Below are 21,416 nucleotides of genomic sequence, written 5' to 3'. Positions count from 1 at the left end.
TGCGCCTCGAACGGCTCTTTTACATATATCAACAGTTAATGAGCAACCGTGTTGTACGTCATAATCCAGATCGAACCGATCACGATCGTTAAGAGGATGAAAATACCCAGTATCAACGCCATAAGATTCCAGCGGGGTTTCTGTTCCTCCCTCAGATGCATGAAGAAGATGAGCTGAACGACGAACTGTAAGACCGCGGTTACCAGAAGCACGACCATCGCCGCGGTTCCTTCCACCATGTCATTCAGTACAACAACGAGCGGAATGATCGTAAGAACAAGCGATAGTACGAAACCGATAACGTAAGATTTCAGTGAGCCATGGGATTCATGCGAATCATGGTTGTCATGAGCCGTATGCTGGGCCATCTTACATCACCCCCATCAAATAGACGATCGTGAAGACGAAGATCCATACGACGTCAAGAAAGTGCCAATAAAGGCTGATTACGTTCACTTTACGGCGAGTAACCGAAGTAATACCGCGCTTGCTCAGTTGAATCATGAGCGCGATCATCCAACACAAGCCGATGGACACGTGCAGACCGTGAGTTCCGACCAAGGTATAGAAAGCGGATAGGAAAGCACTTGTGCCGATCGTCGCGCCTTCATGCACCATGTGCACGAATTCAGTTACTTCCAGTGTAATAAAGTAAGCCCCGAGAAGTGCTGTGACGGCCAGCCAGCCGATGAGCCCTTTACGGTTGCCTTGGTTCATAGATAGTACCGCCAAACCGCTCGTGAAGCTGCTCGTCAAGAGAATGAACGTCTCTGCGATGACACCCGGCATTGCGAATAATTCTTGCGCCGTCGGGCCTCCGTTGGTGTTGCCGTGAAGCACCACGTAAGTGGCAAACAAAGTTCCGAATAGAATACAGTCCGTGATGAGGAAGAGCCAGAAGCCCATTAACCGCAACGACTCGAGGTCGTGATGGCCCTCATGCGCTTGTTGGTGTGCCATTAGCGAGCATCCCCCTTTGCAGCGGCTTCCGTACGTTCAATCTCGTCAACCGGAATATAGTAATCCGTATCGTAATTAAAGGAATGCGCCAGCATAGACAGAGCGATTCCGATAAAGCCCGGAATGGCCAGCCATAGCCAGTTGAATACAAGTCCGAAGCCTGCGGCAAACCAGAATGCGGATTTGATGATCGGTATGCCGGAGTTCTTCGGCATATGAATCGGCTCCAGCGGAGGCAGCGGTTTAGGCGCCTCGCCTTGCGCGCGTCTTTGCTTCTCTTCCCACCAGGCATCGCGTTCTTCTACATGCGGTATAGTGGCAAAGTTATACATTGGCGCCGGCGATGGAATGGACCATTCAAGCGTACGTCCGTTCCAAGGATCCGCAGGTGCTTTTTGCATGAACTTGATGCTGTGAAGAATCTGCCAGATTTGAAACAGGAAGCCGATTCCCATAAGGAAGGCTCCGATGGTGGATACGAAGTTCAGCTCCCACCAGCCGGTATCCCATCCGTAAGTGTTGACGCGGCGGGTCATCCCCATCAAGCCAAGCACGTACTGAGGCATGAAGCAGATATAGAAGCCGGCATTCCAGAACCAGAACGCCCATTTGCCGATCTTCTCGTTCAAGGTGAAGCCGAACACCTTCGGCCACCAGTAGTACAGTCCTGCGAAGAATCCGAACACAACGCCGCCAATGATGACCTGATGGAAGTGAGCAATCAGGAAATAGCTGTTGTGGAATTGGAAGTCAGCAGGCGCTACGGACAGCAGAACCCCGGTCATACCCCCGACGACAAAGCAGGGAATGAACGCGATTGCCCAGAGCATCGGTGTCTCGAAGGAAATTTTCCCCCTGAACATTGTGAACAACCAGTTAAACACTTTTACGCCGGTCGGGATCGCAATCGCCATTGTCGTAAGCGCGAAGAACGCGTTGACGTCGGCTCCCGAACCCATGGTGAAAAAGTGGTGCGCCCAGGTGAAGAACGAAAAGGCGCTGATGCTCATCAAAGCGAATACCATCGATTTGTAGCCGAACAGTCTTTTTCTGGAGAACGTGGCCACAATCTCGGAGAACACACCGAAAGCAGGAAGCACGATAATGTACACTTCAGGGTGTCCCCACATCCAAATTAAGTTGATGTACATCATTGGATTGCCGCCGCCGTCCAAGGTGAAGAAATGAGCACCCAAGTAACGGTCGATGAACAGCAAAGCCAAAGTAATCGTCAAAATCGGGAATGCCAGAATAATAGTGATGCAGCTCGACAACACGGACCAGCTGAACATCGGCATTTTCATCAGCTTCATGCCGGGCGCCCGCATTTTCAGAATCGTGACAATGAAGTTAATCCCGGTCATCAAGCTCCCGATCCCGGAAATTTGAATACCCCAGATATAGAAGTCCTGACCGACTCCAGAGCTGAACATCTTCTCGGAGAGCGGCGGATAAGACAGCCAACCGGCATCCGGCGAACCGCCGATGACGAATGAAATGTTGAACAGCATCGCTCCCATGAAGAACAACCAGAAGCTGAGGGAGTTCAAGAAAGGAAACGCAACGTCGCGCGCGCCGATTTGCAGCGGTACGACGAGGTTGAACAAACCGAACATAAACGGCATGGCCATGAACAAAATCATGATGACACCGTGTGTGGTGAATATCGCGTTATAGTGTTCCGGTGAAAGGAAGTCCATATTCGGAACGGCCAGCTGTGTGCGCATAAGAAGCGCATCGACGCCGCCGCGGAACAACATCAATATAGATGCAATGATATACATGATACCGATTTTTTTATGGTCGACCGTTGTCAGCCATTCCGTCCATAACCAGTTCCATTTTTTGAAATAGGTTAGTGCGGCTACGACAGCGATCATCGTTAATCCGATGGAAACGTCAGCGCCGTAAATAAGAGGATCGCCGGTAACGAAAAATTCGGAGGCGAATTTCTTAATGCTGTCCCACATGATTGTACCCCCCTTGCTTTTTGTATTAGTGATTCATATGATCCATTTGATGTTCTTGGTCAGTGGCAGCTTGATTGGTCCCTGCAGCATCCGGCGCATTTCCATGCTCGTGGCCGGCAGCTTCGCCGGAAGAGCCATGGTGATGACCGGAACCGGATTTCTGATATTTGTTGACGATCTGTTGGAACAAACCTTCAGGAATTGCGGAGTACGTGACATTCTCGGACAACCCCGGTTTGGCCAGCTGTTTATAGCCGTCCATTGTAAGCGCCGGTGAGGAGCCCTTAATATCGGACACCCATTTATCAAATTCTTCTTGAGAAGTGGCTTTTGCCTCAAATCTCATTTTGGCGAAATCTTTGCCGCTGAAGTTCGCACCGGAACCGAAATAAGTGCCGGGTTCGTCCGCGATCAAATGAAGCGTCATCGCCATACCGGACATGGTGTAAACCTGTCCGCCAAGCTGCGGAATCCAGAAGGAGTTCATCGGCGCATCCGAGGTCAGCTCGAAGCGAACCGGTACATCCTCAGGAAACTGTACATAGTTCACTGTTGCGATCCCCTGTTCAGGGTATTGGAACAACCATTTCCAGTCGAGCGAAGTCACCTGAATCACAATCGGTTTAGCTTCGTGCTCGATCGGTTTAGAAGGCTCCAGTGCATACGTATAACGAACCGTAATTGCAGCCAGAATCACAATGATAATAATAGGTACGGACCACCAGATGGTTTCCAGCTTCGTGCTATGCTCCCATTCAGGTTGATATTTGGCCTTGCGGTCCGGCCTTTGGCGATAACGCCAGACGATCACAAACGTGAGAACCAATACCGGCACGATAATTACCAAACAAAGTATTGTGGATATGATCATTAAATCCAGCTGCTGTTGGCCGATGGAACCTTTCGGATCCAGCACGAGAAACTTATCGCTGCAGCCGGCGGTGAATAGCATAATGAATACGAATGAGATCGCTGCGGACAGACGCCGTATTCCTTTCTTCATCTTCATCTCCCCCATCTCGTTACTTCAGAAAAATTACCCTTAGAAACGTGTCGAAAATCATAATTGACCCTTATGTACTCACCTTAACAGAAAGCTGAGGAAGGTTCCGTACAGTTAACAAATGCGTCAAATATACGTCAAAAATCTGCAATACAATGTTCACTGCTTAGACACATTGTGAAAAAAAGAACATAGTCACTCACAACAAAAAGACTGCTCCGGCAGAAGTTTCCTTCCGCTCGAGCAGTCTTGAGCGTATTCCGTAAGTATTTTAAACCGGTTCCTTGGCCGTCTGGACCGATTCGGAAGATTCCTGGTTTTTCTGCATCAGAGGCGCGATGACACCGAAAAGCATAATCTGACTGCCGCCGACGAGAAAACCGATCCCAACCATTAACCCGAGGTTGCGGTCGTTGAATTCCGCGAGATTAAACATACAGCAGAGGATGCCTACTCCGATCACCATTAAGGCTACCCATTTCAGCATGCGGGCCATTTCACGATTCTTCATGACGTTCCACCCTTCCATGATGAGCAATATGTGAATATTTTAGCACAGAATTGTGACGATTTGAAGACATTAATTGTGAATGCGGCAGATGACAGCAACCTATTTATAAAATACCCCGTTCAGGTGAATATCGAACATCGGCTAAGACTTTAGTCGAGGAAACGTTTGACCTCCCGGCGGATTCCAAATGAACAGCGCTGAGCTAAAATGAGGTCATGGAGCAGCAGTTGCTCAGAAATGTGGAGAGGAAGAACTTAACGATGAGAGAATTAAGAGTGTTGACAGGAATTGTACTTATTTTATTCGGCCTCGGCGCTTTGGCCTTTTACAGCTTCGCCCACCAGGATAAATTATCGGACTACGAGAAAAAAATGGACCTTCAACGCACAAGAGTTACATGAACTGAACGTGGTCAGCGATTACAATATGGATGTCTCTTTTGTGAAGAGCGGCAATGGCACCAATTCGGTGTTGTTACAAGGAAAAGGCACCCCGAAAATGATCGAGGATACAACGAAAACCGAAATTTCCGAACAGAGTCTGCAACTCGCCTTAACACGGGAGGGCAGAGGCTTCAACCTTTTTAATTTCAATTTGAGCGACTCCACACAACATCTGACGATTTCCGTCACCGACGATGCCGTATGGGAGAAACTGAATCTCGAGCTGGATTCAGGAAATGTGAGAGTAAACGATGCCGCCGTGACTAAGCTGCTTGATGCGAAAATCACAGTGGATTCCGGCAACATCTCAATCAAGAACTTCAAATCGGAACAGCTGAACTTCCAAGTGGATTCCGGAAATGTAACGGCGGAGGATGTTCAAGCCAATCTGACCGGTGCCACCGATTCCGGCAACATCCAGATCAGGAACTTCGCCGGCGATTCCAAGCTGTCCGTCGATTCCGGCAACATCAAGCTTTACAAGCAGGACATTGGGGAGACCGATCTCTCCGCCGATTCCGGCAACGTCTATGTACAGATGCCTTCCTCGTTTGCAGGATTTTATGATTTGCAAGCGGACTCGGGCAGCGTGCGCGCGCCGGATTCGAAACGCGAGACCAACGATTACGTAAAGGTCCGCACAGACAGCGGGAATATAACAGTGGAACAGAAATAAGACGGGGTTGCTGTGGAGGTTATTTCTTATGAACGAAATAATTGCAAAGCTTGAACTCGGCTGCGCATTACTATTGTTGATTCTTGCCTGGAAAGCGGGCAGCAAGGCCGCACACTTGTCGCAAGGCGGTTCAGTCGAAAGGCTGAACCGCAAAACACGGAAGATGTTGTTCTGGTCGCTGTATGTGACCCTGCCGGCTTGCGCCATGATCGTTGTAATGTTCAGCTCCCTTCCGTCATTGGAACCCGTATTGTGGGAAGAACGTGTATTGCTTCATATCCCGCTGGTGGCCGCTCCGTTGCTGGCCGTACTGCTGCTGGCTGTCCCCAGACTATGGATATTGTGGCGCGAAACCGGTTTATCGACCGGTGCCCCGCTGCCGTCCTACATTTTCCAACAAGCTGCGCACCCGTCGGTGATCGTGCCGTTCCAAATGACCGCACTCGGCGCTGTCACCGTATTTTATTTCACACTCGCGTCTCCCGCCCCGCTCAGCATAACCAAAGCCATTGTTCCTATTGTAGTTTGGTTTTTTGTTTCCGCCGGCTTGTGGATCATCTACGAGCGCCGCTGGAAACAGGCCGCGAAGCCCGATACGAAAGCCGTGCCTTCCTCAGTCTAAAGCCGCGGTCACCCCGAACCTTTCTATTCCATTCTCCCACCCTGAATGATGTAAGCTTCGAGTCCAACGTTCCGCCGGGAAATACTTTAAACCGCTCCCAGCGGCTTACTGAGTGCGAAACGCGGGTTTCTCTCCATTTAAACCGCTCCCAGCGGTGAACAAGGTCAAGAGATACTCGCCCTGCACGCCGCTCCGCAGAAGTGGATTATTCGTCAGCCCCCGTATTCATCCACGCAACTTGTCCATCGCAGCATACAATGCGAGTAAGAACATCAGGGCAAGGGGTGGTGATGATGTCCGGGCAACCTGTGGCCTTAACGCTATTGGGCAGCAGCGGGGGACTTGCCAAAGCGGTGCTGGCAATACTCAATCGGTCTGTTCAGGATGCGGCCGATCCGATTCACTCCATTATTCAACACTCAACCCTACATCTTATAGATATCAAACAGAAAGATCCCGCTTATTACGCGGATCTGTATCCCCACTTATTTTCCCGGCTTAGTTTGCATCAATTGGACTTAATGGATGTGGAAGCATTCCGCGAACATCTCATAAACAGCGGCACGAAGGCGGTTATTGACGTCTCTTGGGCCGACACGCTCCACATGCTGGGATGCTGCAACGAGATGGGAATTGCCTATGTAAACACAGCATTGGAAAACAGCGAGGTGGACGACGATGCCAGCCTCTACGGCTTTCCTCTAGCGGAACGCTATGAACGATTCGAACGCCAAAAAGATACGTTCAACAACAGCACGTCCGTTATCTGTTCAGGCATGAATCCCGGCATCGTGCAATGGATGGCGATGAAACTGCGACAAGAAAATCCCCAAGTTAACCCGCTCGCCTGTTACATCATTGAGCACGACAATTCCTTTTACTCGGACCAGTCGGTTGTTCAACCTGAAACCGTGTATACGTCGTGGTCCGTAGAATGCTTTCTGGATGAGGCGATTCATAGCTATCCGATGTTCGTTCGGCACAGAATTCCATTGTATCTGTATGAGGATGTTTATTCGGCGGAATACCGCGTGTCTCTAGGCGACAAGACTTTTTACGGGTGCCTCATGCCGCATGAAGAAGTGATGACCATGGGTAAAATGTGGGACTGCGAAATCGGGTTTATCTACCGGGTCAGCGAGGCTACAACGGAAGTGATCCGAGCCCATTTGGATGATACCGATGTTCTTTGGGACTGGAAGCAGCAGATCATTGAACCGTCCGTTTCCGATGTGGAAGGACAGGACCTCGTCGGGGTGTTGATGGTTTACGAAAATGAAGAGAAGTATATGTATAACACACTGAGCAGCAGAGATATTTTCCCTAAATACCGGACAAATGCGACTTATTTCCAAGTTGCTTGCGGAGTTTACGCCGCCTTATCCAGTATTCTGTTAGATCCCTTGCCAAAAGGCGCGCATTATGTGGAAGAGCTGCTGCAGACAGGAAAAAGCAAGTATGAGAACTATTTGACCTATTACATGAAGGACTTTGTTCGAGGCACGAACCCTCGCTCGGACGGGCTGCTGCACCAAAGAAGAAGGGAAGCCTAATACGCTTCCCTTACGATGTCTATGAGGACGCGGTTGGTATCCGTCTGAATTCTCGCATCCTTATCAATGCTGGAAAAGTAAAGCGGCATGTGAAACATATCTTTCAGCCGTTCCTCCGTCAAATGTCGGGTTTCAACCTTCATTTTTAAGTCCTTGCTCTCAATCAGGGCTTCTGTCGCAAGGCATAATGCCCAATCCTCTCCACTGTCCACAATGTAATCCAGATGATATGGCAGCGAGTGAAAGCCGGCTTTCCTGAGAGTAGCCTGAATGCAGCCGAAATATTCGGGCATCCAGGATGAAGCGGAGCAGGCCACGGCCACCGCTCCCCCCGGCTTTAAACTGCGCCTCAAAAGCATGTAAAACTCGAGGCTGAAAAGACGAGAGAGACTAGGACACCGCTCCGTCGGTTCGGGCAGGTCGACAATAATGACATCCCATTGCCTATTTCTTTTTTCCACGAATTCTCTGCCGTCTGCAATAACCGTCTCAACTTTCGAATGGTTCAAGGCTCCTTGATTAAATCGAACAAGCCCCTCAACCTTTTTGCCGAAGTTCATCATAATTTCATCGATATCAACGACAGTGACAGATTCCACTTCAGGATATTTTAAGGCTTCGCGTGTCGTCACACCGCCTCCTCCGCCAATGATCAGCACATGTTGAACCTTTCGAGCTGCTGACATCGGAACATGCACAAGCGCCTCGGCATACATATTCTCATCCTCTGTCGTACTGAACATAAGCTCCCCATTGCTGTAAACCCATGTTTCTCCTTGACGCTCCACGAGTGCGATTTTCTGTGTCGGGGTTTTTATTTTGCGGACAATCCGGTAAGCTCCTTCCGGCTTCTCTCTGTCATAAATGTAAGCATGAGGAGATCCCTCACCCCACCGGCGCCAATACAACTTGTACAGAATTTGTGCACCAACGATTGCTCCGGCCCCAAGAAGAAATGTGAACAGGTTGTCCAATTTGTCATCACTCCCAGCTGCTCATATGCTGCTAGGGTCATCTTATTCCGTTTTTAATCGGACGTGCCTAAATTCCGCGATAGACCAGTCGGTTCTTAACAAGGAAAATTTCACCACTTGTCGAAGTAGGTAACAACAATCGATTGAGGAGGAATTCCTTTGACGCCGATTTCCGTTGCCATTCAGGGTATCACCCAGCTGTCCATCCGCGTTCACGACGTTGCTTCAGCCGCACGATTCTACAATGAAACACTGGGACTGCCGCTCCTGTACTCAGAATCCAATATGGCGCTGCTCGACTGCGGCGGCATCCGACTGCTGTTAAGCGTCCCGGAGAAACCTGAATTCGATCATCCCGGTTCGACCGTTTATTTTCGGGTGGCGGATATAGAGTCCAGCTATCGAAGCCTGCTTGAGTCCGGAGTGGAATTTTCGGGCAAGCCTCACAATAGCTGAATTTAATGGTATGGCGGTCTGGATGGCTTTCTTCTACGATCCCGATAGAAATCAGCATGCGCTGACAAGTGAAGTGCCGATCGTGTAGTAAGCCCTGAAAATCAAAAGCCGATTCCGCAGTTCTGTCTCTCTGCTACGGAATCGGCTTTTTGCCTGTTAAATTTTCAATCGCAGACGTGTCAATTTGCGAATCAAGCTCAAGCCAAAGTAAATGCCTGCCAATAACCCTAAGTAATATTTCAACGCATCATTGACGACCGGGAACATACTTGTTAGAAAAGCACCGCATAACAGCGCGAAGCAAACAACAAAACCGATTTGAAGAATTCGTTCAAACAATGGCACATTGGCGACTTTGCCGTTGTTCTCCGTACGGTTATGCTCGTATGCTATCAATGCTCCAACAAAAGCAGCCGCCAGCAACAAGCACATCATGACTGCACGTCCGATTGATATTGAGCTATAAGAAGCATAAATATAAGTGGGCAGGTTTAATCTAGTGTCCCATCTATGCACTGCTTCAAGAGCCATCCAATTATTCATGTTGTGGATTCGCAAAAATTGTTCAATCAGCACCATCAACCCAGCCGGCAATATTAAAACCAAACCTGAGAATACAGTCTGCGATGCTATACTGCCGCTTACGGCACCTAAGAATAAAGCCAGTGTATAAACAGCGGCCACTGTAACCCAGGAATAGAGGGCCTCCTGTAAGTGATAGCCGACACTGAAATGGGCAGACACAGGTGAGCTGGCCATAACGATCATATCAATGATCGTATTTAAAACGATCGATCCCGTTAGCAGACCTGCACCGAACAGCCATTTGGAAAGGAAAATTTGACGTCTTGCATAGGGCATGGAGAACAGCATCTCTTGTGTACCATTGCGTCTCTCCCCTCCCATCTGAATCAAAGCGAGGATGAAGAATGAGATAGCGAGCACCATTCGCGCACCGGCCTCGAAGTTCCCGTAATTGTAGGCGGTCTCGACTGATTTCGCCCACTGCGTATAAGCATCAATTGACTCCGGCGAATCCAGAAACCATCTTTGCAACCGAAAAAATCCCAAGGTGATAAAATGTGCGACGGGCACAATCCACAGCAGCGCTCTTGCCTGACGCATCTCTCTGAGAATAAGCGTTTTAACCCACACGGCTTCGACCTCCCAGCTTCCAGACAAACAAATCTTCCAGCTTCATCGGCAGGGGCTCCATGAGCATCGGATTCAACTGCGCCAACTCCTCCAGCGGTCCAGGCTTTCCTTCGATATCTACCAGGACGGTATACACACGGCCGACATGCTCCAATACATGCACGTTGGAAGAAGACAGCCAAGATTGCGGCGCTTCCTCTTGAAAAACCACCTGAAACTTGCGTATACTGCCGTCCGTCGTTTCTGTTATGCTGTGGCTGTCGATCCTGCCATCTTTCATCATTAATACCGTGTCTGCAATTCTTTCGAGCTCTTCGAGCAAATGGGATGAGATCACCAAGGTTGTCCCTTCCTCAGCCGCCTCGACCAGCAATTTTAACACTTGCTTCTTTGCAATAGGATCTATTCCGTTCGTCGGTTCATCGAGAAGCACAACCTGTGCTTTAGTTGAAAGGCCGAGGGCTGTCCCGAACATCATTCTCATCCCTTTAGAAAACTGCCTGACTTTACGGTGCATAGGGAGATCCAATTTCTTCATCGTGTCCAAGAAATACTTTCTATCGAATCGCGGATAGACCTTGCTGAACAAATGAGCGCTCTCAAAAGGCGTGTAGCCGAACAGCGCTTCCGGATTGTCCGGGACAAACACGATGTTGGTTTTTGATTGCGGGAATTTATGTACGGATAGTCCCTCGAATTCGACCGTTCCCTCATCGGGCACCATAATGCCGGCGATCGTTTTGAACAGCGTTGTTTTTCCTGCGCCGTTACGGCCGACAACACCCGCGACTTGTCCCTCATTCAGCGAAAAATCAATACTTTTCAGCACTTCGAGCTGCTCTATGGATTTACTTAAGTTCCGAACGGTCAGCATCGCTTTCCCCCCAATATCGTTCCGTTTCCTCTCCGATCAAAGCTGCGAACGATTCGCGTGTTAAACCGAGATGCCGGGCCTCGACGATCAGCCTTCTCAATTGCTCACGCAGCTGCTCGCCCCTCTCCCGCTCCATCCCCGGAGAAGCGGCAGGCTTGCATACAAAGGTCCCTTTACCGCGAGCTGTCGCAATGACACCCTGACGCTCCAACTCCTGATAGGATTTGGCAACCGTGTTCGGATTGATCAGCAGCGTGGCGGAAAGCTCGCGCACGGAGGGTACTTTATCCCCTTCGCGCAGCACGCCTTTGACAATGAGCTCTTTCATCTGATTGACGATTTGTTCATAGATCGGCAGTAAACTCCGCTCGTTGATCTGTAGCATGCGACAGCGGTCACTCCCTTCCGACACTTCTTAGTGTATCACTTAACATAGTACACATAATACAATCCATTGAAAATTATTGCAACGCTTAATTTGAGGTCTACAAAAAAATAGAACCCCCCGTTAGGAAGGTTCCAATTTGACACTGCTAGTTGCCTAACAACTGCTCGACTTTCTTCTGTGCATTATCAAGAGCTGTCTGCGCATCTGCGCTGCCGAGCTTCGCTTTGTCCAGCTCTTCTCCTACGGCACCCGTCAGCTCGTTCCATTTTTCAGGTTTTGGGCCAACCGGCGGCAATACGAGCGAATCCAGCGCTTCCGTCACGATCTTCTTCGACTCCGGAGGCGTCTGCTTATAGTAAGCGTCCATTACCGCATCATCATTAACGGCAGGAACGCTCCAGCCTGCCTCAATGCGTTTGTTTACCGCCGCAGAATCACTGGTCATGAACTTGATGAACTTCCAGGCGGCATCCGCGTGCTCGGTGTTCTTGGAAGCGACAAGGCCGTCCGCGAAGAAATGGTGCGCTTTCTGCGTGTTGCCGGGCTCGAGCGCGATATCCCATTTGACGGTCGCATCCGCAAACCTGCCGAAGTTCCAGATTCCTGCGCGCAGCATGGCAAGCTTGCGTCTTTGAACGCATTCAAATCCGCATCCGGTTGATTGAAAGTATCATCGTTCAGGGCCGGAGAAACTTTATGCTTGCCGGCTTTGTCGAGCATCCACTGCAGCGCTTCCACATTCTCTTTGCTGTTGACCGTCGGCTTGCCGTCCTTGTCGAAGACGCCTCCGCCGTTTTGCGCGATCGTTTTGTAGAACTCCCAGAATTGAATCGGCGCATAAGTGCCCCAGATGCCGGCTTTCGCATCCGTCAGCTTCTGAGCGGCTTCCAGCTCCTCTTTCCAAGTCCAGGACGCTTCCGGATATTTCACTTGCTTGGCATCGAACAAGTCTTTGTTATAGAAAAGGACCACATCGGAGAAGCTTTCCGTGACACCCATTTGCTTGCCGTTATAATTAAACGCGTCATAGGCGAGCTTCTTATAAACATCCGGTTTGAAGCTTGCGTCCGATTGAATGACAGGACTCAAGTCGAGCAATTGATCTTTGACCGCGTAAGTCATGAAGTTCTCATAGCCGACTTCAAAAACGTCAGGCGCCGCGCCGCTGCCCAGCAGGGTGTTCAGCTTCGTATAGTAGTTTGCGAATTCGACCACTTCGACTTCTACTTTGATATCTTTGTTCGCTTCTTCGAATGCCTTGACCATGGCTTCCAATGTCGCTTCCTGCGAACCGCTGGCGGTATAGTTCATGAACTTGATCGTCACCGGCTCTTTGCTTGCTTCCGGTTGTTGACTGCTTGCATCAGGTGTCTGGCCGGCTGTCTGACTGGCTGTCTGAGAGCCGCCCGCGTTACTGTTATTTCCTCCGCAGGCACTCAGCAGCACCATACTTAGCATTAATAGAATAGCCCCGCTCTTCTTAAACAAAAGTACCCTCTCCTTTGATGGTCTCATTCGACATTCTCTTACGCTGTAACCTAATCGCCGGCATTTTGCCCTTGGCTCAACACCTCCCGCATCAGTGAACTCGGTCTATTTGATACCGCTCATCGTCATCCCTTTAATGAAATAGCGTTGAGCGAATAGATACACGAGAAAAATCGGAACGAAGCTGACCACATTGCCTGCCATCAGAATGTTCCATTCCGTAGCCCAGCGGCCTTGCAGCTTGCTGAGCCCGAGCGGCAGCGTCATCACATCTTTGCTGCTGGTGACGATTAACGGCCAGAGAAAGCTGTTCCAGGAACTCATGAAAGCGAATATCGTTAAAGCGGCCAATGTCGGCTTGATCAGCGGAAGGATTAATTGCCAGAACACCCGATAGTAGGATGCGCCGTCCATAAAGGCCGCTTCGATCAGGTCATTGGGAATGGTCATCATGTGCTGGCGAAGCAAGAACGTGCCGTAAGCGCTGAAAATACCGGGAAGGATCAATCCCGTGAACGTATCGATGAGATTCGCTTTCTGAAAAAGAATAAATAAAGGCGTTAAAGTGACCTGCATGGGAACCATCATCGTAATGAGGAACAACATAAATACCGCGCCGCGTCCTTTGAACGGAATTTTCGCAAACACATACGCCGCCATTGTGCATACGAGAAGCTGCAACAAAGTGGTAACGCCGGCTGTCAATACGCTGTTCAACAGAAACTTGTAAATCGGAAAATACTTTTCAATCTCCGTAAAGTTATCGAACTTCCAATTCGACGGAATGAGCTGCGGCGGCATTTTGACGACTTCAAGGCTGTCTTTGAAAGCTCCCGAGAGCATCCACACGAAAGGAAATCCCAGAACGACGGTGGCAGCGAGCAGGATGATATGCGTAAGTATGCTTTTGACTGTCCAACGTTTATCTTTCATAGACGACCCACCTTTTTTGAAGCCATTGCTGAAGGAACGTGACCGCGAAAATGATGACAAACAGCACCCAGGACTGTGCGGACGCAAATCCCATTTTGTTAAATTGGAACGCATTCTTATATACTTGCTCCACAATAGTGCTCGTGCTGCCTGCGGGACCGCCATTGGTCATGATCAGCACCTGGTCAAACAGCTGGAAGGAATTGATCAACGAAATGGTCATTACGAAAAATAAGGAAGGTGTAAGCATCGGCAATGTAATGTTGCGGAACTTGTTCCATGCAGAAGCTCCATCCAATTCGGAGGCCTCATAGTAGTCATCTGAGATATCCTGTAAACCGGCCAACAGAATGATCGAAACAAATCCGACGTCCTTCCATACCGTGACCGCTATTACGGCCGCCATCGCCCAGGTCGGATCCTGAAGCCAAACCGGACCCTGGATTCCCACCAGTGACAGCAGGTAGTTGACGATTCCGCTCTGTCCGTTCAGCAGCCACCTCCACACGATGGAAACAGCTACCCAAGAGGTGATGACGGGTACGAATATCGCAGCGCGGTAAAATTTCACACCTCTGATGTTCCGGTTCAACAGCACCGCAAACAAAACCCCGAACACCATCACAAGCGGCATATAGCCGATGAGAAAAACAAACACGTTAAGAAGAGAGGTATACGACTTCTCATCTTTGAATACTTGAGTGTAATTGTCCCAGCCGACGAAATTCGCCTGCTTCCAATTCGTCAGCAGATCCCAATCCGTGAAGCTGATCACAATGGAAGCAATCATAGGGACCAACTGTAACAGCATCAGTCCGAGTATAGCCGGTAACAAAAAGAGAAAAGCCGCAGTTCGACGGTTCCATTTGCGCTGTCCTGCCATATGCATGTGTCCTTTCCGTCTTATTGGGCCTGCCGGATTAAAGCTTTCTTACGGTCTGGCGGACTGCGAGCTCAAGCGGCATAAGAATGGGCTGATCGGTGCGATGCTCGGCATTCTGGATTGCGGACAACAGGCGCTCAGCCGCCATAGCGCCCCGAGCTGTAATATTTTGTTTCACTGTTGTGAGCGGTGGAGTAGACATTCTCGCATAGAAAATATCGTCAAACCCGATAATCGACACATCGTAAGGCACCTTCCTCCCCCCCTCGCTAAGGCCGCGCATAACACCCAAGGCAACAAGGTCGCTGGTGGCAAAAACGGCGGTAATCTCAGGGTGTTTGTCCGCGATGATACGGCCCGCTTGTTCGCCGTACTCGTAGCTGACGGAGTGCTCGAACACATAATCCGCGTTGTAGAAAAGATTTGCTTCTTTCAGAGCTCTTTTATAGCCGAGGAAACGCTTCTCAATGACTCCATCCTTGCGGATCATCCCGGTGACAAGAGCAATGTTGACATGCCCGTTGTCGATCAGGTGTTTCACTGCCAAATAGCCGCCTTCTTCGTCATCCAGTCCGATCACATTGAAGTAGCTGTCGTTGATGTAGCTGTCAATGAGAACGATCGGCATGCTCACTTTTTTTAACTCTTCATAAAAGCTTTCCTGATAGATTCCCATGATAATGGCTCCATCCAGGTTGCGCTGCATCGATGTATCCAGATATCCGGCTCCTTTATCGACCCCTGACAATATCATGTGGTATCCCGATTGCCGAAGCTTTCCCTCAATTCCGCATACCAGTTCGCTGTAAAAAGGGTTTTGCAGCAGCAGCTGGGATTGATCCTCCGTTTGCGGGATGACAACTCCGATCAGCTTTGACTTGTTGTTAGCCAGACTCCGGGCTGAAAAATCGGGAATATAGTTCAATTCCTTAACCGCGCTGTGCACTTTATCCACGGTTTCCGGCGACACTTTGCCTTCCCGTCCATTGAGTACATAAGATACGGCCGCGGTCGATACGCCCGCTCTTTCCGAAACATCTTTCAGAGTGACACGCTTCAATTTTTCCACCTGCCGACGTTGATTAGGTTGCCGCAATACTTACTTAAGCGCTTAACCTTTTGAAATCATTATAAAGGCACAATAAAGCGATTTCAATCCTTTATTTTCTAAAAATTTATTTATAATATGTGATTATTGTATTAACCGCTTAACCTATTTGGGCGATTACTTTGAAAATAAGTGTAGTGCCGCGAAAAATTCCAGCTTGAATCCGAACCCCATTTTTCTCTATCATTAGGGTATTAAAAGCGGCGGTTTGAAGGGAGAACGGGGAAATGAAAATATTAGTTGTGGGTGCGGGTGCGATCGGCGGTTTTCTGGCTGCTCGCATGTTGGAAGCGGGGCTCCATGTCACTCTGTTAGTGCGTGAAGCAAGGAAGCGGCAGCTGCTAGAAACAGGGCTGGTCGTGGTAAGCCCTGCGGGAGACTTCAATGGCCGGCCGACGATGCTCGTCAGCGGGGAATCCGCAGAGCCATTCGATCTTGTCATTATGGCTTGCAAGTCATACGCGCTTGACGCGGTATTGAACGATATCAACCTTACTTGCATGAGCAAACGGTACTCCTTCCCTTCTTGAACGGAATGCGGCATATGCACAAGATTGCGAAAATGTATCCTGAACAGCCTTTGCTAGGCGGTGTCGCCCGAGCCGAGTCCACGTTGGATGAGCAGGGACGGATCATTCATCTGACACCCTTTAACCGTTTCACCTACGGCAATTACGGTCAAATTCCCGATGAGCTGTATAACAAAATCAAATCCCTATTTTCAAAAGTAGCGGCATTAGTGGAGAAGGAAAATATCAAGCAGGATCTATGGGAGAAATATTCCTATATCAGCGCCTTAGCCGGATTGACCACGCTATTTCGAGGAACGGTCGGCGACATTCGTGATACTCCGGGCGGTCTGGATTGGTTCCGCCGTGCGTTCACGGAAACAGCAGAGGTCATTCGACATGCCGGCGGACAGCTGGCTGACGATCTAGTAGATCGTTATATGAAAGGAATTCCAGACATGTTGCCGGACAGCACCTCTTCCATGCACCGGGATATGCAAAAAGGCCTGCCCACCGAACACGACATGCATGGTTATTTAGTAGAGCTGGCACATGATCATGGCGTGCAGGCACCTCTGTTGGAAGTTATCTTTCAAAACCTCGAAATTTATGAAAACAAGCGCAGATAAATGAAAAGGGGCGGAACTCTGCAGCGTGTCATCATCTGCAGGGTTCCGCCCCAAAGTTTACTTGATTCGAACCTTATACGGCTGACTGATATAATTCGGATAGTTCCACACTTTAAAGGTTAAGGGTTGATTGTAGTCTTTGATGTTCAAGTAATGATAGCTTTCTGATGTGGCAGTGCCTTCGCCCCTAAATGAGCGTGTGGAGGACACGACATTTGCTACGTCGGCCATCTTGTACGTGTTCCCTTCCCCATCCTTGAAAGCCTGTTCCAAGAACGAGTAACCCATATTGTCCTCTTCATTGTCCACAACATAGGCGAGGGTCATTTTTAGAAATCCGTTCACTTCGGCAACTTCCTTCAGCCTAAGTTTGTCGTCCGGTGCTTTGATCATTTTCTTCGCGTCGGTATCGATTACGACTTCCATCTTGTCCTTCTCCACCGCACGGAACCATTTCCCTTCCACGTACAGCTCTTTTGGCTTATCAAAGAAATTGCTCTCGAAATAGATGGTGTTGCCCGTCGCCAGATACGAGTTCCAAACCGTGCCCTTATCGTCTGTCAGGTGAATGTCCCCCGGGCCGAAAATGTGCTTCAGGTTTTTCTCGTCATAGGCAAGCTCGACCGCGATGCGGAGGGGGTGAACCGTTGCTTTTAAAATATGGATCCGCTGCCCTTCGACTTCGATTGTCTTATTCAACGGATATTCCTCTTTCATTCCCGCAAACTTGGCATGATCGACCGGTATCGTAACTTGATAGACCGGTCGATCGTCCGGCACTTCGGCAACTCTCGGTTGAGGGATGTCCGAGATTCTGGCGTCAACCGGAGCGAGGCTGTTATCATACAGTTTTATTTTTGTCGACAACACAAGTTCCTTGGGAATGGCTTGCCCAACCATTTGCATATCAATGGTGCCTCTATACACATTCGCACGGCCATCTTGCTCCGAATCCGAAGGATCCCCATAACTATATGATGCAGGCAAAGATTTGCCATGGATGTCCTTTACAGCAGGATTGTCGATTCGAGCATCCGCCTCCCAATTTGCAGCCTCTATGGCGTAGAAAATCACCAACCGGGTTTCATCCGCAAGTATCCCCTCCACCGTAAACCGGACGCCATCGTGCTCATCGGACACCCCGACCGGCTGAATGAAGTCGTTGTCCACCGCCAGCTGCAGTCCGCGATCCTGGTTGCGAATCAAATCCACAAAGGCCTCCATACCGGGTATATCGCGAACCATGGATGCGAAGACGGGCGATATGCGGATGCTGAACACGCAGCAAATGAGCAGCAGGCAGACAGCCGCACTCGACCCTATTTTGCGGCGGAAGCTCCTGCGCCTGACATCACGCTCGGCACGTCCTTTCTCGATCCCTTGCAGAATATGAAAGTCCACGCTGTCTGGAATCGGTGAGTGCGCTCCTCGATTTCCCGCTTTGCTCAACTCATTTTCTAAGAAATCCATTTCAGGCAAATTCCCCACACCCTTCCGGACCAATATGGGTTCGCAGTTGTTTCAGGGCTTTGTTCAGCCAGGTCTTCACGGTGCCTTCAGGCTTCTCCAGCAGGCGGGCGATTTCGGTAAGCGTCATGTCCTGATAATATTTCAAAATAATAATGTGCCGGTAATGCGGTGCGAGACGGTCGATGGCCCCTTCCAAGCTCAATTTGTCGTCCGATGGCGGAGAGTCGGCTTTCCTCTCGGGAAATTCAGTAAGGATGACCACTTTCCGCTTGCGTTTCTGCTCATCGATACAGTAGTGAATCAGAATGCGGATCAGCCATGTCGCGAAATATCGGGGCTCTTTTATTTTACGAAGCTTCACATATGCCCTGCAGGTTATCTCTTGAATGGCCTCCAAGGCGTCACTCTCATTCTTTAAATAAGCGAATGCAATTCGATATAAGCGTTCTTTCTCGGCGCTGACCAGCTGGAAGAAAGCTTCATCATCACCTTGCTGCGCCGCCAGAACAAGCTGTTCGATCGTCATGAAGCTTCCCCCTTTCCTGATTAGACTGATGAGAACGCCAAACGGTTTTATGCGGATTACAAAAAATAAGGGCAAAGCCGAATTACCGACTTAACCCGATGTCATCAAGCATCGCTTTTCCCGGTCCACCGTCAAAATACAAAGTGAGCTTCGTCCAGTTGGAAGGATCGAACCGGGCATTTGCATCATGAAATTTGTGAAGCGGAAGTTCATAGGTTTGAAAAACCGGCTCGGAAGGCTCTTTGTACCTGTCTTTCAGCAGAATGGATTCCTTGCCCGGCAGCCAAGTATAATCCGTCACCGGCAGAGGCTGAATGTCCATGAATTGTGCCAGCGGCAAGCGTACGGCGACCCCCGCGGCATCTTCCGCTTCCACTTCTATAGAAATGTCGGCTAGAGTGCTCCGGGCAGACAGGTCATGTCCGTAATCGGCCATAGCGAAAGATACGACAGAATCGTCTGTCGGATCGAAGTCGCCGGAAATCACGCTGACCTCATACGAAGCGCTCTGCTTCCATTCGAGGATGACTCCCTTGTTTCCTTTGGCTTCGCGCTGCCGATTGACGGCTTGCACGTGCCGCCATTGAGACATGTTAACCGCCTGAGCCATCGTGGATGACGATAATTTCGCACGATCGTCCGCCTCGTAATCCGCAATCCGTTGAAAGCTGCCGTTCTGGTATCTGTTGTAATAGCGGCTTGCGGGCAGCAGTTGCAATGCGGTGCGATAATCTCGAAACAGATTGTGAAATTCCGACGATCCTTTTAACACAGTTTCAAGAAATGCTGACACATACACTTCGGCAATATGCCTCTGTTCCTCTGCCTTAAGCTGTCCTGCCGGTGTTATAAAGAGACGTGTCGGGAGAGCAGCATCGGATTGCCATTCGGTGTTAAACTGGCTGTGATTGGCATCCGCGATATAGAGGGACGTCTTGAACCCATTGGCGTTGTGAGGAAAAAGTGTCCTTCCGTAGAGCCGATCCCCGTGAAAATCTACCAAGTCCGAATCCTTCGCACCGTGAATCGTTAAAAAGCTAATATCTTTGAGTTCCGCCTGCTTACCGTCCACTAATGTATCGGTTGGGGCAAGTGCGACCACGCCCTGTACCGAGTAGCTGTCAGCGCGCGGCAGAGCGCTGTCTTCCTTAAACCATTTGTCCCGGTCCGCAGCCATAGCGGCCGCCTGAGCTCCGCGGGAGTGCCCGAGGAGGGCGATGCGCCCGAAGTCGATCCGGCCATGGAACGGAGAGCTTTGGTCCCTGCTAAAGGTCTGGATCTGCTCAATGTGCTTGAGCAACAGCCAGGTCCGCACCTTCATATCCGCCTCAGGGAGGTCCGACCATACGGAATAATTCAAGAAATTCTCGTCTATGGAAATAGCCGCGATCCCTCTGCCGGCCAGCAATTCGCCGAGATAGCCATATCCTTCATCCGAGAACTGTTCCATCAGATGATTGCCGTGAAGCATAAGGACAAGGGGATATGGCCCTGGCCCCTCCGGCAGCCAGACCCTTCCGTTAAGAGGAAGCTTCTTCTGGTCGAAGCCCCAGAACATCGTGCGGAGCCATCGCCAATCTTTGATATAGGCCGATGCGTCAACGGATGTCGACAACTGCCGGACTTCTTTGCCGTATTCGGGACGGTGCCGGTCTTGCCCGCTTCCATATGTAAAATAGCTGAAGGCGTGGTCACCGGGTATCGACGGGTCAACAGATAGAGGATTAACGGCTGAAACTGCCGCAGAAATGCCGGCATCGTTCTGATCTGAAAGGATAGAAGTGAAAAAGACAGTGCAAACCACAATCAATCCTGCCGCAGCCGCCAGCTTTGAGGCAGTGCTCGTTTCTTTAACCCAGCCGGCAAGCCATGCTCCTGCCACCGGCAAGAGAGCCGCCGCTCCGGTAATGAGGACCGCCAACACGATGGAGGCTGGCAAATTAAACTCTGAGAAATAGAAGAGGACAGCCGTCAGTACGATGGAATAAAGGATACTCCCCGTGAAGAACCGGGGGATTCGCAGGCCGGACACCGCAAGCACGATCATTACGATCGCCGAGGCAATCCCAAGCGCAACGGTGTTCAAGACAATTCCGCCGAGCATATCGAATATGGCGCCTAAACCTGTCGGCATGCCTAATGCAGCGACAGCCGCAGCTAAGCAGGTAAATACCCAGACACCGGCTATGGCAAATCTCCATAAGCCGACATCGAACCGATGCATGCGGGATAACCTGTGCCTTATCCGGTTACGGACAGGCTTTAACCGTATATTTGTTACATTG

General features: G+C 49.9%; 22 protein-coding genes and 2 pseudogenes. 7 read left to right on the top strand and 17 right to left on the bottom strand.

The genetic code is table 11. From position 1 onward, the window contains the following. Positions 1 to 35: 35 nt before the first annotated feature. The 5 genes from cyoD to SD71_RS24170 all read right to left on the bottom strand — a co-directional run bounded on the left by cyoD (position 36) and on the right by SD71_RS24170 (position 4,444). Positions 36 to 368 (bottom strand): cytochrome o ubiquinol oxidase subunit IV, encoded by a 333-nt coding sequence (cyoD, locus tag SD71_RS06265; protein ID WP_041061096.1) that lies wholly within the window; start codon positions 366 to 368, stop codon positions 36 to 38. Between the two features lies 1 nt (position 369). After that, positions 370 to 960 (bottom strand): cytochrome o ubiquinol oxidase subunit III, encoded by a 591-nt coding sequence (gene cyoC, locus SD71_RS06260; RefSeq protein WP_041061093.1) that lies wholly within the window; start codon positions 958 to 960, stop codon positions 370 to 372. Beyond that, entirely contained in the window at positions 960 to 2,930 is a 1,971-nt protein-coding gene (locus SD71_RS06255; RefSeq protein ID WP_041061090.1) for a cbb3-type cytochrome c oxidase subunit I, read from the bottom strand. The genes cyoC and SD71_RS06255 overlap by 1 nt, the downstream gene beginning before the upstream one ends. A gap of 25 nt (positions 2,931 to 2,955) precedes the next feature. Continuing rightward, entirely contained in the window at positions 2,956 to 3,939 is a 984-nt protein-coding gene (gene cyoA, locus SD71_RS06250) for a ubiquinol oxidase subunit II (protein ID WP_200889566.1), read from the bottom strand. Between the two features lie 265 nt (positions 3,940 to 4,204). Continuing rightward, on the bottom strand, positions 4,205 to 4,444 hold the full coding sequence (locus SD71_RS24170; RefSeq protein WP_041061087.1) for a hypothetical protein: 240 nt from the start codon (positions 4,442 to 4,444) through the stop codon (positions 4,205 to 4,207). Positions 4,445 to 4,704: 260 nt separating this feature from the next. On the opposite strand from SD71_RS24170, the gene SD71_RS23880 reads away from it, so the two are divergent. The 4 genes from SD71_RS23880 (at position 4,705) to SD71_RS06225 (ending at position 7,738) form a co-directional block, all read left to right on the top strand. Further along, entirely contained in the window at positions 4,705 to 4,845 is a 141-nt protein-coding gene (locus tag SD71_RS23880; protein ID WP_161793345.1) for a hypothetical protein, read from the top strand. Positions 4,846 to 4,885: 40 nt separating this feature from the next. Continuing rightward, positions 4,886 to 5,563, top strand: coding sequence for a DUF4097 family beta strand repeat-containing protein (locus tag SD71_RS06235; protein ID WP_161793344.1), 678 nt, complete (start codon positions 4,886 to 4,888; stop codon positions 5,561 to 5,563). Between the two features lie 28 nt (positions 5,564 to 5,591). Then, positions 5,592 to 6,185 (top strand): hypothetical protein, encoded by a 594-nt coding sequence (locus SD71_RS06230; RefSeq protein ID WP_041061081.1) that lies wholly within the window; start codon positions 5,592 to 5,594, stop codon positions 6,183 to 6,185. Positions 6,186 to 6,475: 290 nt separating this feature from the next. After that, a complete protein-coding gene (locus SD71_RS06225) occupies positions 6,476 to 7,738 on the top strand; it encodes a Rossmann-fold NAD(P)-binding domain-containing protein (protein ID WP_152619359.1) in 1,263 nt (420 codons plus the stop codon). On the opposite strand, the gene SD71_RS06220 is transcribed toward SD71_RS06225, so the two are convergent. Beyond that, positions 7,735 to 8,712 carry a spermidine synthase gene (locus SD71_RS06220; protein ID WP_041061076.1) on the bottom strand — a complete coding sequence of 326 codons (978 nt, stop codon included), beginning with the start codon at positions 8,710 to 8,712 and terminating at the stop codon, positions 7,735 to 7,737. The genes SD71_RS06225 and SD71_RS06220 overlap by 4 nt on opposite strands. A gap of 159 nt (positions 8,713 to 8,871) precedes the next feature. Between SD71_RS06220 and SD71_RS06215 the strand changes: the two genes are divergently transcribed. Continuing rightward, positions 8,872 to 9,168 carry a VOC family protein gene (locus SD71_RS06215; RefSeq protein ID WP_052476027.1) on the top strand — a complete coding sequence of 99 codons (297 nt, stop codon included), beginning with the start codon at positions 8,872 to 8,874 and terminating at the stop codon, positions 9,166 to 9,168. Positions 9,169 to 9,324: 156 nt separating this feature from the next. Here SD71_RS06215 and SD71_RS06210 read toward each other — a convergent pair whose 3' ends face one another. The 8 genes and pseudogenes from SD71_RS06210 to SD71_RS06180 all read right to left on the bottom strand — a co-directional run bounded on the left by SD71_RS06210 (position 9,325) and on the right by SD71_RS06180 (position 15,949). Beyond that, positions 9,325 to 10,323, bottom strand: a complete 999-nt coding sequence (locus SD71_RS06210) for an ABC transporter permease (protein ID WP_041061074.1) — start codon at positions 10,321 to 10,323, stop codon at positions 9,325 to 9,327. After that, positions 10,313 to 11,197, bottom strand: a complete 885-nt coding sequence (locus SD71_RS06205) for an ABC transporter ATP-binding protein (protein WP_041061072.1) — start codon at positions 11,195 to 11,197, stop codon at positions 10,313 to 10,315. Before SD71_RS06205 ends, SD71_RS06210 begins: the two co-directional genes overlap by 11 nt. Further along, on the bottom strand, positions 11,172 to 11,582 hold the full coding sequence (locus SD71_RS06200; protein WP_041061070.1) for a GntR family transcriptional regulator: 411 nt from the start codon (positions 11,580 to 11,582) through the stop codon (positions 11,172 to 11,174). Before SD71_RS06200 ends, SD71_RS06205 begins: the two co-directional genes overlap by 26 nt. 148 nt (positions 11,583 to 11,730) lie before the next feature. Further along, positions 11,731 to 12,201 (bottom strand): extracellular solute-binding protein, encoded by a 471-nt coding sequence (locus SD71_RS25500; RefSeq protein WP_152619358.1) that lies wholly within the window; start codon positions 12,199 to 12,201, stop codon positions 11,731 to 11,733. Positions 12,202 to 12,290: 89 nt separating this feature from the next. Further along, positions 12,291 to 12,896 (bottom strand): annotated as a pseudogene (locus SD71_RS25495) (extracellular solute-binding protein); the annotation flags it as partial. 282 nt (positions 12,897 to 13,178) lie between these two features. After that, positions 13,179 to 14,006 carry a carbohydrate ABC transporter permease gene (locus tag SD71_RS06190; protein WP_041061068.1) on the bottom strand — a complete coding sequence of 276 codons (828 nt, stop codon included), beginning with the start codon at positions 14,004 to 14,006 and terminating at the stop codon, positions 13,179 to 13,181. Next, the gene (locus SD71_RS06185; protein ID WP_041061414.1) at positions 13,996 to 14,889 is read right to left on the bottom strand and encodes a carbohydrate ABC transporter permease; all 894 of its coding nucleotides are present in this window, start codon (positions 14,887 to 14,889) and stop codon (positions 13,996 to 13,998) included. The genes SD71_RS06190 and SD71_RS06185 overlap by 11 nt, the downstream gene beginning before the upstream one ends. 37 nt (positions 14,890 to 14,926) lie before the next feature. Next, a complete protein-coding gene (locus tag SD71_RS06180) occupies positions 14,927 to 15,949 on the bottom strand; it encodes a LacI family DNA-binding transcriptional regulator (protein WP_041061066.1) in 1,023 nt (340 codons plus the stop codon). A 275-nt stretch (positions 15,950 to 16,224) separates the two neighbouring features. Between SD71_RS06180 and SD71_RS22050 the strand changes: the two are divergent. Continuing rightward, positions 16,225 to 16,613: pseudogene (locus SD71_RS22050) on the top strand (2-dehydropantoate 2-reductase N-terminal domain-containing protein); the annotation flags it as partial. A gap of 123 nt (positions 16,614 to 16,736) precedes the next feature. After that, positions 16,737 to 17,135 carry a ketopantoate reductase C-terminal domain-containing protein gene (locus SD71_RS06175; RefSeq protein WP_407637526.1) on the top strand — a complete coding sequence of 133 codons (399 nt, stop codon included), beginning with the start codon at positions 16,737 to 16,739 and terminating at the stop codon, positions 17,133 to 17,135. A 57-nt stretch (positions 17,136 to 17,192) separates the two neighbouring features. Here the strand turns inward: SD71_RS06175 and SD71_RS06170 are convergent, their stop codons facing one another. The 3 genes from SD71_RS06170 to SD71_RS06160 form a co-directional block, all read right to left on the bottom strand. Next, a complete protein-coding gene (locus SD71_RS06170; protein ID WP_041061064.1) occupies positions 17,193 to 18,605 on the bottom strand; it encodes a DUF4179 domain-containing protein in 1,413 nt (470 codons plus the stop codon). A 1-nt stretch (position 18,606) separates the two neighbouring features. Continuing rightward, positions 18,607 to 19,131: a sigma-70 family RNA polymerase sigma factor gene (locus SD71_RS06165; RefSeq protein ID WP_041061062.1), complete on the bottom strand. Its 525-nt coding sequence runs from the start codon at positions 19,129 to 19,131 to the stop codon at positions 18,607 to 18,609. A gap of 82 nt (positions 19,132 to 19,213) precedes the next feature. Further along, entirely contained in the window at positions 19,214 to 21,355 is a 2,142-nt protein-coding gene (locus SD71_RS06160) for an alpha/beta hydrolase (RefSeq protein WP_152619357.1), read from the bottom strand. Positions 21,356 to 21,416: the final 61 nt, after the last annotated feature.

This window comes from Cohnella kolymensis, assembly GCF_000829465.1.
In the GTDB taxonomy this organism is placed as follows: Bacteria; Bacillota; Bacilli; order Paenibacillales; family Paenibacillaceae; genus Cohnella; species Cohnella kolymensis.
This window is presented reverse-complemented; position numbering and strand designations above follow the sequence as displayed.

Bases quoted from the DNA above. Each gene is read 5' to 3' on its own strand.
- SD71_RS25500 (WP_152619358.1), bottom strand. From the start codon at position 12,201: ATGCTGCGCGCAGGAATCTGGAACTTCGGCAGGTTTGCGGATGCGACC.
- SD71_RS06200 (WP_041061070.1), bottom strand. From the start codon at position 11,582: ATGCTACAGATCAACGAGCGGAGTTTACTGCCGATCTATGAACAAATC.
- SD71_RS06170 (WP_041061064.1), bottom strand. From the start codon at position 18,605: ATGGATTTCTTAGAAAATGAGTTGAGCAAAGCGGGAAATCGAGGAGCG.
- SD71_RS23880 (WP_161793345.1), top strand. From the start codon at position 4,705: ATGAGAGAATTAAGAGTGTTGACAGGAATTGTACTTATTTTATTCGGC.
- cyoC (WP_041061093.1), bottom strand. From the start codon at position 960: ATGGCACACCAACAAGCGCATGAGGGCCATCACGACCTCGAGTCGTTG.
- SD71_RS06160 (WP_152619357.1), bottom strand. From the start codon at position 21,355: ATGCATCGGTTCGATGTCGGCTTATGGAGATTTGCCATAGCCGGTGTC.
- SD71_RS06165 (WP_041061062.1), bottom strand. From the start codon at position 19,131: ATGACGATCGAACAGCTTGTTCTGGCGGCGCAGCAAGGTGATGATGAA.
- SD71_RS24170 (WP_041061087.1), bottom strand. From the start codon at position 4,444: ATGAAGAATCGTGAAATGGCCCGCATGCTGAAATGGGTAGCCTTAATG.
- SD71_RS06225 (WP_152619359.1), top strand. From the start codon at position 6,476: ATGATGTCCGGGCAACCTGTGGCCTTAACGCTATTGGGCAGCAGCGGG.
- SD71_RS06230 (WP_041061081.1), top strand. From the start codon at position 5,592: ATGAACGAAATAATTGCAAAGCTTGAACTCGGCTGCGCATTACTATTG.
- SD71_RS06205 (WP_041061072.1), bottom strand. From the start codon at position 11,197: ATGCTGACCGTTCGGAACTTAAGTAAATCCATAGAGCAGCTCGAAGTG.
- SD71_RS06185 (WP_041061414.1), bottom strand. From the start codon at position 14,889: ATGGCAGGACAGCGCAAATGGAACCGTCGAACTGCGGCTTTTCTCTTT.
- SD71_RS06255 (WP_041061090.1), bottom strand. From the start codon at position 2,930: ATGTGGGACAGCATTAAGAAATTCGCCTCCGAATTTTTCGTTACCGGC.
- cyoA (WP_200889566.1), bottom strand. From the start codon at position 3,939: ATGAAGATGAAGAAAGGAATACGGCGTCTGTCCGCAGCGATCTCATTC.
- SD71_RS06190 (WP_041061068.1), bottom strand. From the start codon at position 14,006: ATGAAAGATAAACGTTGGACAGTCAAAAGCATACTTACGCATATCATC.
- cyoD (WP_041061096.1), bottom strand. From the start codon at position 368: ATGGCCCAGCATACGGCTCATGACAACCATGATTCGCATGAATCCCAT.